This window comes from Phocaeicola coprophilus DSM 18228 = JCM 13818, assembly GCF_000157915.1.
Lineage (GTDB): Bacteria > Bacteroidota > Bacteroidia > Bacteroidales > Bacteroidaceae > Phocaeicola > Phocaeicola coprophilus.
This window is the reverse complement of the sequence record NZ_EQ973651.1, coordinates 195267-205697: the sequence shown is the minus strand read 5'-3', so window position 1 is coordinate 205697 and position 10431 is coordinate 195267. Positions and strand designations below refer to the sequence as shown.

Here is a 10431-nt window from a genome sequence, read left to right as displayed (position 1 = left end):
CTATATGGAAGCAGCATACGAACTGACCAAAGATCTGAATGCAGGACACATTCTGGAATACTGGAAAGCTGTCCGTACTGCTGCCGGATTCACCGGTGATGCCATCGATCCGCAAGGAATGATCGCCGCCACTGACATGAATCAGGAGAAAGACAACTGGGGAAGCTATACAGCCGGCCATCAACTGACTGACAAAGTTGAATTCAACATCCGTCGTGAACGCTGCTCTGAACTCTTTGGAGAAGGCTTACGCGGTATGGACCTGGCCCGCTGGCGTTCTTATGACCAGCTGATGACTGCTCCCTGTCATGTGGAAGGTTTCCACTTGTGGAATACTCCTATGGAATCCTGGTACGAAGGACTGATTGCCGACGGAAGCGTGTCTGCCAACGTGTCAAGCCGCGACCTGAGCGAATATCTCCGTCCGTTTGAGAAAAACATGACCTCAAGCAACCTCTACAAAGATGGTTTGACCTGGCACATGGCTCACTATCTGAATCCCATGCCGATCCGTCAGCTCATTCTGACTTCATCAGACCATACCAACCCGGAAAATTCACCGCTCTATCAGAACCCGTACTGGGGACTGACACCTGATACTCCGGCTGAACAATAATCCAACCGACTGACATAACATAGATCTACAAAAGCTTTCCCTTTGATATTTACTGCCATCAGCAAATGCAAAGGGAAGCTTTTACCTTTGCACAAAAAAGGACTAACTTTACCAAGTTTTTTAACGTAAAATCATAAACAAACCTTAAACAAGAAAACATGAACAGAAAGATCATTCTTGCTTTCGCCTGGACTTCCCTGTCTTTTCTGTCCCTGAATGCCCAGACTTACCAGCTGGACAACGGGTGGGAGTTCCAAAGACTGGACAAAGTACAGAAACAGGCAGCCATCAAAAATCAGGGAAGCGACTGGAGTTCGCAGTTCAACATCCAGCACGTGAAGGCAGAAAATCTGTTGCTGGCCGTACATCCTGATACGCTGGCCCGGGAAATGAAGCAGCTTGCCAAAGGGGAATGGGAGCAGGTATCTCTTCCGCATACTCCTTTCATCGAACCGCTTACGGTGCTCCATCAGTGGCAAGGGGTCTGTTACTATCGCAAAACGATTACCATCAATCCGGAAGACGAACATAAACAGTTGTGGCTGGAATTTGAAGGAGCCATGCATCTGGCCGATCTGTGGGTGAACGGAAAGCATATTCTCCAGCATGCAGGAGGATACACGCCTTTCGTGGCCGATGTCACAGGCATGCTTCATGCCGGAAAGCCCAACGAAGTGGTCGTCCGGCTTGACAACCGGAACAATCCTCTCATTCCTCCCGGAAAACCGCTGGAGGAACTGGATTTCTGCTATTATGGAGGACTCTACCGCGACGTCAACCTGCTGGTGAATGAACCTGTACACATCACCCACCCCATCCTGGCCGGACAGACAGCCGGAGGAGGAATCTTTGTCACCTATCCGGAAGTTTCCCGCAAACAGGCTGTTGTAAATATCCAGACTCAGGTAGCCAACGCTTCTGTTTCAGATAAGCAACTGACCGTATGCCATACACTTTACGAGTGGACCAAAGGCAAAGGGAAAGGCAGAAAAGTCACTTCCATGGAACAGACGCTGGCCGTATCTGCCGGAAACTCTGCCGACAGCCGGCAGCAGATGACCGTCATGAATCCCCGGCTCTGGTCGCCCGACTCTCCTTCACTCTACATCCTGCGTACGGAAATCAGAGACGGCAAACACATCACCGATACGGAAGAAACACGCATCGGCATCCGCCGTTTCGAAATGAGCCGTGAAAAAGGATTCATTATCAACGGAGAACCGCTGAAACTGGAAGGAACCAACCGGCATCAGGAATATCCGTATGTCGGCTATGCCATCTCCGACCAGGCACAATACCGGGACATGTATCAGATCCGCATGAACGGATTCAACGTGGTACGTCTGGGACACTATCCGCAGGATCCGTCCGTACTGGATGCCTGCGACGAACTGGGACTGCTGGCCATCGAACCGATTCCCGGATGGCAGTTCTACAACAAGAACCAGACTTTTATTGACCGGACTTATCAGGATGTTCGCGACATGATCCGGCGCGACCGGAACCATCCTTCCATCCTGACCTGGGAAACGACTCTCAACGAATCCTGGCCGCCCAAGGAATGGAAAGACGGAGCCGTACGCACGGGACATGAAGAATATCCGGGCGACCAGTGCTTTACTTCCGGCGACAGCTACGGATATGACGGTTTCGACGTGTGTTACAATGACTGGGAAGAAGGTTTCAACCGCCCCAACAAAACCGGAAAACCGGGATTCATCCGCGAATATTACGACTATGAGTTCGGAGGACATTACAGCACCACCCGCATTTCCCGCGGAGACGGTGACCACGCTCTGACACAAAATGCCTGGAATGCCCAGTGGAGTCACAACCGCTACCGGGCTTATTATCCGTGGACCATGGGCGGAGCTATCTGGAGCATGTATGACTATAACCGAGGATGCTGCGACAATATCTGTTACAGCGGACTGGCCGACCTGTTCCGCCTGCCCAAGTTCGGACTGGCTTATTTCCGCACACAGGTTCCAGCCGGAAGTTATACGCCTGCCGGAAAAATGCCTTACGAGGTATTCATCAACAGCCACTGGATGCCGGACGCTTCTGACACGCTGCAGGTATACGGCAATGTAGACGAAGTGGAACTGCTGCTCAACGGCAAGTCCCTTGCACGCCGCAGACCGGACAATGGCCCTTCAACCTCCGAATATGTTTCCCGTCCCGACGGAGGAAATGCCGAGCATATCAATTATCCTCCTTTCACATTCTTCGGAGTGAAATGGGAAAGCGGTGAACTGAAAGCCGTCGGTTACAAGGACGGACGGAAAGTAGCCGAACAGACGGTCCGCACACCGGGCAGAGCGGAAGCCATAGACATCTCTTATTTTGAGAGTGGAGTTCCGGCTTCGCGCAACGACCTGCTCATTGTGTATGTCAGCCTGAAAGATGCCCGGGGAACCGGCTGTTTCGAGGAAAACGGACAGCAAGTCAAACTGGAAGTGACAGCCGGAGGAGAACTGCGCAGCCCGCAGCAGGTGAATACGGAAGCCGGTGTGGCCTCATTCCTGGTAGCAACCGGAAATGCTTCCACACTCACCCTGAAAGCAACCTGTGGCCAGCTGACTGCCACCCGTAAGCTGAAGTTGAAATAAAAAACTTCAGCCTACGGATGACAGTATCAGCCGAATATCGATTCCGGAACTTCTCCTGTCCAGCTTAAGGGTTTTTCTACCCCGAAAAGCTGCAGGATTACCGCTGCTGTATTGACTGTATTGTTGGGTTCTTCCATCATCTTTCCTTCAGCAATGCCGGGACCGGTTATTCCCCAGGGAACAATCATCTCTTCCACGCTCACTCCGCCGTGACCATAGTTGATGCCTCCATGATCTGTCAGGAAGAGGAAATGTGTATCATCAAACAGATCTTCTGCCTTCAGTTTATCAAGCAGGCGGCCGATTTCTTCATCGGCTTCTTCGATAGACCGGATGTATTCCGGAGACATCCACTTGTGGTTATGGCCGGCATGGTCAGTGTGAACCGTATAGAGGAAAACCAGAGTCGGTTCGTCCCGGTGTGTCTTAATGAACGAGAAAGCCCTCTCATAATAAGGAGCATAGGCATCGTTTTCCAGGAAACAGATATCGTCCAGATATTTCTGGTTATAAGGATAGATCAGGTTCGGCCAATTGTAATAAAAGGCCGTCTTTATGCCTTCCTTCTTATCCTTCAGCACTTTGAAAACAGAAGGATAATATCCGTCGCTATCTGTTTCTATAGCAGGAAGCTTGAATTTGTCAATCGTCCAGCTGTTATCAACGACCCCGTGCAGTTCCGGACCGCTTCCGGTGAGATGGCTCGTCCAGTTAGGCAAAGTGACCGACGGCATGACCACCCGTGTTTTCAGTGAAAGAACGCCCTGTGCAAGCAGATTATCCAGATGAGGAGTCCGTGCCTTCCGGAATCCTTCTACACAGATTCCATCCAGCGAAAGCAGGACAACCCGCCGGGCAGTTTTCTTTCTACGGCCCTCTATGTTCCGGATTGCTCCTGTCAGCGGTTCACCCGGAAAAGAAGCGACGCCGAGCGCCACAGCTCCCAACAGGCTATGTTTGAGAAAATCTCTTCTTGAACAATCATGTTTTTCTGGTTTCATAGTTTATGTTTTTATTTAAGTAAGACTTTAATATGTTAAGTTTTTTCTATTTTCAAAGATATCACATCCGACCCCGTCGGAACAGTTTTCAACAACTGGCGAAGATAGCGGTTGACAGCTTTAACAGAAATGGATTAAATTACCCCTAGCATGGACTATTCAACGAATATTTCGTTTTTTACCGGCAGGATAATCCATTCAGTCATCCAACTTCGGAAACAGCGGAAAGAGGACGTATAAATTTATTAACCGGTCTATAATCTGACAAAAAATTTTTTAACTGGTTTTACTTGCTTAATTTATATCTGGTTTATAATTTTGCTTGCGTTTAAACGCTGACTGTATGAAGGTTATCTATTGCTATCCGGAATAAGAAAGGACTATACATTTGAAATCAAATATACAACATAATCTAACCCTAAAATTTAATAACATTTTATGAATCATTTATTGAAATCCTGTGCTGTAAGTGCTGCTGCACTGGCCGTTGCCATGCTGACCGGCTGCACTTCCCCTAAAGGAGAACCGCAAACCTTTGAAATCGGAAACAAGGAGTTCCTGCTCAACGGAAAACCTTTCCTGATCAAAGCGGCAGAAATTCACTACACCCGTATCCCGGCTGAATACTGGGAACATCGCATTGAGATGTGCAAGGCGCTGGGGATGAACACCATCTGTATCTATGCCTTCTGGAACATCCATGAACAGCGTCCGGGTGAATTCGACTTCGAAGGACAGAACGACGTGGCCCGCTTCTGCCGCCTGGCCCAGAAACACGGCATGTATATCATGCTGCGCCCCGGTCCGTATGTCTGCTCGGAATGGGAAATGGGCGGACTGCCCTGGTGGCTGCTCAAGAAGAAAGACATTGCCCTGCGTACCAGTGACCCGTATTTCCTGGAACGTACCAAGATCTTCATGAACGAACTGGGCAAGCAACTGGCTGACCTGCAGGCTCCCCGCGGAGGAAACATCATCATGGTGCAGGTGGAAAACGAATACGGAGCTTATGCTGAAGACAAGGAATACATCGCTTCCATCCGTGACATCGTACGCGGAGCCGGATTCACCGATGTGCCCCTGTTCCAGTGTGACTGGGCATCTACCTTCCAGCGCAATGGCCTCGACGATCTGCTCTGGACCATCAACTTCGGTACGGGAGCAGATATCGACCAGCAGTTCAAGGCTCTTCGGGAAGCCCGGCCTGAAACTCCGCTCATGTGCAGCGAATACTGGAGCGGATGGTTTGACCACTGGGGACGCAAGCACGAAACCCGCCCGGCTGACGTGATGGTCAAAGGTATCAAGGACATGATGGACCGCAACATTTCCTTCTCACTCTACATGACTCACGGAGGAACAACCTTCGGCCACTGGGGAGGAGCCAACAGTCCGTCCTATTCGGCCATGTGCAGCTCTTATGACTACGACGCACCTATCAGCGAAGCCGGATGGGCTACTCCGAAATATTATCAGCTGCGTGATCTGCTTGTCCAGTATACTGATTCAGGACAGGTGATTCCGGATGTACCTGCACCGATGCCGGTCATTGAAATCCCTGCCATGCAACTGAACGAAGTAGCTCCCCTGTTTGACAATCTGCCCAAGCCCCAGACTTCGGAAGCCATCCAGCCGATGGAACAGTTCGATCAGGGATGGGGTACTATCCTCTACCGCACGACACTTCCGGCTGATGTCAAGGAAGGAACCGTTCTGCTGGTAGATGAACCACACGACTGGGCACAGGTATATCTGAACGGCCAGCTGCTGGGACGCCTGGATCGCCGCCGTGGTGAAAACATCCTGTCGCTGCCTGACGTGAAAGCCGGTACCCGCCTGGACATCCTGGTAGAAGCCATGGGACGCGTCAACTTCGACCGCGCTATCCATGACCGCAAAGGTATCACCGACAAGGTTCAGCTGCTGAACGAAGGATGCGAACCACAGACTCTCACCGGATGGCAGGTATACAGCTTCCCCACCGATGCCAAGTTTGCTGCCGACAAGCAGTTTGCCAAGGGAAGCAAGTTCGACGGTCCGGCCTACTATCGCACAACCTTTACACTCGACAAGACCGGAGACACCTTCCTCGACATGTCTACCTGGGGAAAAGGAATGGTATGGGTGAACGGTCATGCAATGGGACGATTCTGGAAGATCGGTCCGCAGCAGACTCTGTTCATGCCGGGATGCTGGCTGAAGAAGGGCAAGAACGAAATCGTGGTTCTCGACCTGCTCGGTCCGGATGAAACCAAAATTGAGGGTCTGAAACAGCCGATTCTGGACGTTCTCCACAACGAAGAACCTGTCACTCACCGCAAGGAAGGTGAAACCCTCAACCTGAAGGGAGAAACACCCGTTGCTACCGGAGAACTGAAACCCGGAGGCGGATGGCAGACCATACAGTTCAACCGTCCGGTAGAGGGACGCTACTTCTGCCTGGAAGCCCTCAATGCACACGACGGCAAGGATCTTGCTGCCATCGCCGAACTCTATCTGACCGACGAAAACGGCAAAGACATCTCCCGCCAGAAATGGAGCATCACGTATGCAGACAGCGAAAGCTATCAATGGTCAAACAACACGGCCGACAAGATCTACGACCTTCAGGAATCGACAACCTGGTGTACGGACTACGGAGCTAAATTCCCGCATTCCATCATCATCGACCTGAAAGACAATCACAATATTACCGGTTTCCGCTGTCTTCCCAGCTCGGAAGAAGGAAATCCGGCAGCCATCAAAGGCTTCAAGGCTTATGTGAAAAAAGAACCGTTTAAACTGAAATAATCTCATACGCTGAACGTCGGTCAGTTCTACAGGCAAAGACACTTATGTCTCCTCTGTCTGACCGGAACTGGCCGACGTATTTTTCAAGAACCGGAAGATTCACCGGAATCAAGCAGACAATGAAGCCTGATCATACAGACGATGAAGCTGAATCGAGCGGACAATAAGGCCCAATTATACAGACGATTAAACGGTATCGGGCCATACTTTATGAACCTTATATGTAAATACTGAAGAAGCCATGAAAGCAAGACTTATCTATGCCTTTCTGGGACTGTCACTGGTCACTCTGCCGGCAACATCCCAGTCCACCCGGCGCTGGTCGCCACAGGAAGACGGCAGTATCACCTGGAACATCCGGAACGACCTTCCCCATTCCGACCACATTGAAATGAGCGGTAAATCCGTCTCTGTCGTATTGCGCTACGGTGTAGACCGCGAAGGCAACTTTACCTTGAACAAAGGAATGGTATGGCCGCTGCTGCGCACCGTGCCGAACAATACCCATGCCAGCCTGATGCGCCGTTCTGCCTGGAATCCGCTGGATGCAGTCTTCGTGAACAGCCGTTCGCTTACGGAAGAAAAAGTGGAAAGCATCAGCCTCAACGGCATACTGACCGTGGAAAGCCGGTTCGACAAAGGCTACTACGGACAATGGAAACTGATCCGCGAATATTTCCCGTCTACCGACCAGCCCGCTCTCATTGAACAATATAGCCTGATCAATACCGGTAAAAACTCCCTGCAGGTGGAAATTCCCGAAGAACAGACACGCTCGAAAACCAATCCGGAAAACGGAGTTACCGGAGCCTATATCATGGAAGGGACAGTCTACGGAAGCGGCCCGCACACAGTCCTGCCGGGCGATACGCTTTACTTTGCAGCTTCCCTGTCCGCCCATCGTGAAGGAGAACCCTCCATCCGGCTGCAACCGGAAACAGAAAAGGCCAAACGGATGGATTTCCTGAAGCAACTGGCAGACAATCTGATTCTGGAGACTCCCGATCCTGTCATCAACCGCATGTTTGCCTTCTCCAAGATCCGGGCCTGCGAAAGCATCTACGAAACCAAGGGCGGACCGATGCACGGACCTGGAGGCGAATCATACTATGCCGCCATCTGGGCCAATGACCAGGCAGAATACATCAACCCCTATTTCCCCTTCACAGGCTATGCTTACGGCAATGCCTCCGCTCTTAATTCTTTCAGACATTTTGCCCGCTTTATGAACGATGAGTGGAAGCCCATTCCCAGTTCCATCATTGCTGAAGGACTGGACATCTGGAACGGCGCAGGCGACCGCGGAGATGCAGCCATGATTGCCTACGGAGCCTCCCGATTTGCACTGGCCGGAGGAGACCGGCAGCAGGCAGAAACCCTTTGGCCGCTCATCCAGTGGTGTCTGGAATACTGTCACCGCAAGCTGACGCCGGAAGGTGTCGTAACCTCTGACGCAGACGAACTGGAAGGACGTTTCCCGGCCGGAAAAGCCAACCTCTGTACCTCTTCACTCTACTATGATGCCCTGATTTCTGCTGCCTTTCTGGCAAAGGATCTGGGAAAAGACAAAAAGACAGCAGCCACCTACCGGCAACAGGCTGCCGACTTGCGCAAATCCATTGAAAAATATTTCGGAGGAACCGTGGAAGGCTATGACACTTACCACTATTACGAAGGCAACGATATCCTGCGCTCCTGGATCTGCATTCCGCTGACCGTGGGTATCAGCGAACGGAAAGAAGGAACCATCCAGGCTCTGTTCTCTCCGCGCCTCTGGACTGAAAACGGTCTGCTTACCCAGGCCGGTGACAGCACTTTCTGGGACCGTTCCACCCTGTATGCCCTGCGCGGTGTCTATGCCGTAGGCGAAACAGAAAAAGCAACCGAATACCTGAAGCATTACTCATCCGTCCGTCTGCTGGGTGAACATGTTCCCTATGCCATCGAAGCATGGCCTGAAGGAGGTCAGCGCCATCTTTCCGCCGAAAGTGCTCTCTACGGCCGCATCATTACGGAAGGTCTCTTCGGCATCCGCCCCACCGGACTGAAAAGCTGCGACGTGACTCCCCGTCTTCCCCAAGAGTGGAATCAGGCTGCCCTCCGCCGCATACGGGCTTTCGGCAGCACGTTCGACATTACGGTTGAACGCATCCGGAACGGCAAACTGCGCGTAAACATTGACGGAAAGTCTTATACCATCCGGGAAGGGGAAACCATTCATGCCCGGCTGCAATAAAACCAAACATCATCCTTCATTCTAAACATCATCTGATTATGTGGAAACAAATATCTCTTGCAGTACTTCTGGCAGCAGGTCTCCTCGCCTGCCAGACAAAAGAACGCTACAAGTCCTTCACACCCGGACAGGTCTGGCTGGACAATAACAACGTACATATCAACGCCCACGGAGGAGGCATCCTTTACGACAACGGACGCTACTACTGGTTTGGCGAGCACAAGACCGAAGGAGAAGGAGGCAACGTGGCCAATGTCGGAGTGCATTGCTACTCCTCAACCGATCTCTACAACTGGAAAGACGAAGGTATCGCTCTGGCCGTAGCACCGGAAGGCAGCGGAAGTCCGATCGAAAAAGGATGTATCCTGGAACGCCCCAAGGTGATTCATAATGCCCGGACCGGCAAGTACGTCATGTGGTTTCACCTCGAACCCAAAGGAGCCGGTTACACCGGAGCCCAGAGCGGAGTGGCCGTCAGTGACAAGGTTACCGGCCCTTACCGTTTCCTGCATGCCGGACGCATCAATGCCGGTAAATGGCCCCAGGGTACACCGGAAAGTCTGAAGACAGCCCCCGTCCAGGCTGAAGCCCACTATTCCGGAGGAGACCTGCCAGCTCACCCGGATTCTCTGAACCTGATCAAACGAGATCTGGAAGGAGGACAGATGGCCCGCGACATGAACCTGTTTGTAGACGATGACGGCACGGCATATCATATCTATGCATCGGAAGAAAACAGTACCCTGCAGATTGCCCGGCTGAACAGCGACTATACGGATCACGACGGTACCTACATCCGCTGCTTCAAGGGACGGTTTATGGAAGCTCCGGCCATGTTCAAACACGAAGGACGCTACTACCTGATGATGTCGGGATGTACAGGATGGTCGTCCAATGCAGCCCGCTCTGCCGTAGCAGATTCCATTCTGGGTGAATGGACCGAACTGGGAAATCCCTGTGTGGATGCCGATTCAGCCCTCACCTATCATTCCCAGAGCACTTACATCCTGCCCGTAGCCGGAAAAGAAGGACAATTCATCTATCTGGGTGACCGCTGGACTCCGGAAAATGCCATCGACGGACGCTACATCTGGCTGCCGCTGGAATTTGAAGACGGACGTTTCATTATCCGGTGGAAAGACGAGTGGAAACTGGAAGACTAATCAAAAAGAATTT

The 10431-nt window shown here is 51.6% G+C and carries 6 protein-coding genes; 5 read left to right on the top strand and 1 reads right to left on the bottom strand.

The features are described from left to right. Both BACCOPRO_RS16760 and BACCOPRO_RS16755 read left to right on the top strand, forming a co-directional pair. On the top strand, positions 1–616 hold a 616-nt coding region (locus BACCOPRO_RS16760), incomplete at its 5' end, for a RagB/SusD family nutrient uptake outer membrane protein (RefSeq protein ID WP_008145484.1). A gap of 158 nt (positions 617–774) precedes the next feature. Beyond that, a complete protein-coding gene (locus BACCOPRO_RS16755) occupies positions 775–3228 on the top strand; it encodes a glycoside hydrolase family 2 protein (protein ID WP_008145483.1) in 2454 nt (817 codons plus the stop codon). 26 nt (positions 3229–3254) lie between these two features. Here the strand turns inward: BACCOPRO_RS16755 and BACCOPRO_RS16750 are convergent, their stop codons facing one another. Continuing rightward, positions 3255–4229: an alkaline phosphatase family protein gene (locus BACCOPRO_RS16750; RefSeq protein WP_008145482.1), complete on the bottom strand. Its 975-nt coding sequence runs from the start codon at positions 4227–4229 to the stop codon at positions 3255–3257. Between the two features lie 492 nt (positions 4230–4721). On the opposite strand from BACCOPRO_RS16750, the gene BACCOPRO_RS16745 reads away from it, so the two are divergent. The 3 genes from BACCOPRO_RS16745 to BACCOPRO_RS16735 all read left to right on the top strand — a co-directional run bounded on the left by BACCOPRO_RS16745 (position 4722) and on the right by BACCOPRO_RS16735 (position 10418). Then, positions 4722–7019 (top strand): beta-galactosidase, encoded by a 2298-nt coding sequence (locus BACCOPRO_RS16745; protein ID WP_373920414.1) that lies wholly within the window; start codon positions 4722–4724, stop codon positions 7017–7019. Between the two features lie 241 nt (positions 7020–7260). After that, the gene (locus BACCOPRO_RS16740; protein ID WP_008145479.1) at positions 7261–9255 is read left to right on the top strand and encodes a hypothetical protein; all 1995 of its coding nucleotides are present in this window, start codon (positions 7261–7263) and stop codon (positions 9253–9255) included. 38 nt (positions 9256–9293) lie between these two features. Beyond that, a complete protein-coding gene (locus BACCOPRO_RS16735) occupies positions 9294–10418 on the top strand; it encodes a glycoside hydrolase family 43 protein (protein WP_008145478.1) in 1125 nt (374 codons plus the stop codon). Positions 10419–10431 lie beyond the last annotated feature (13 nt).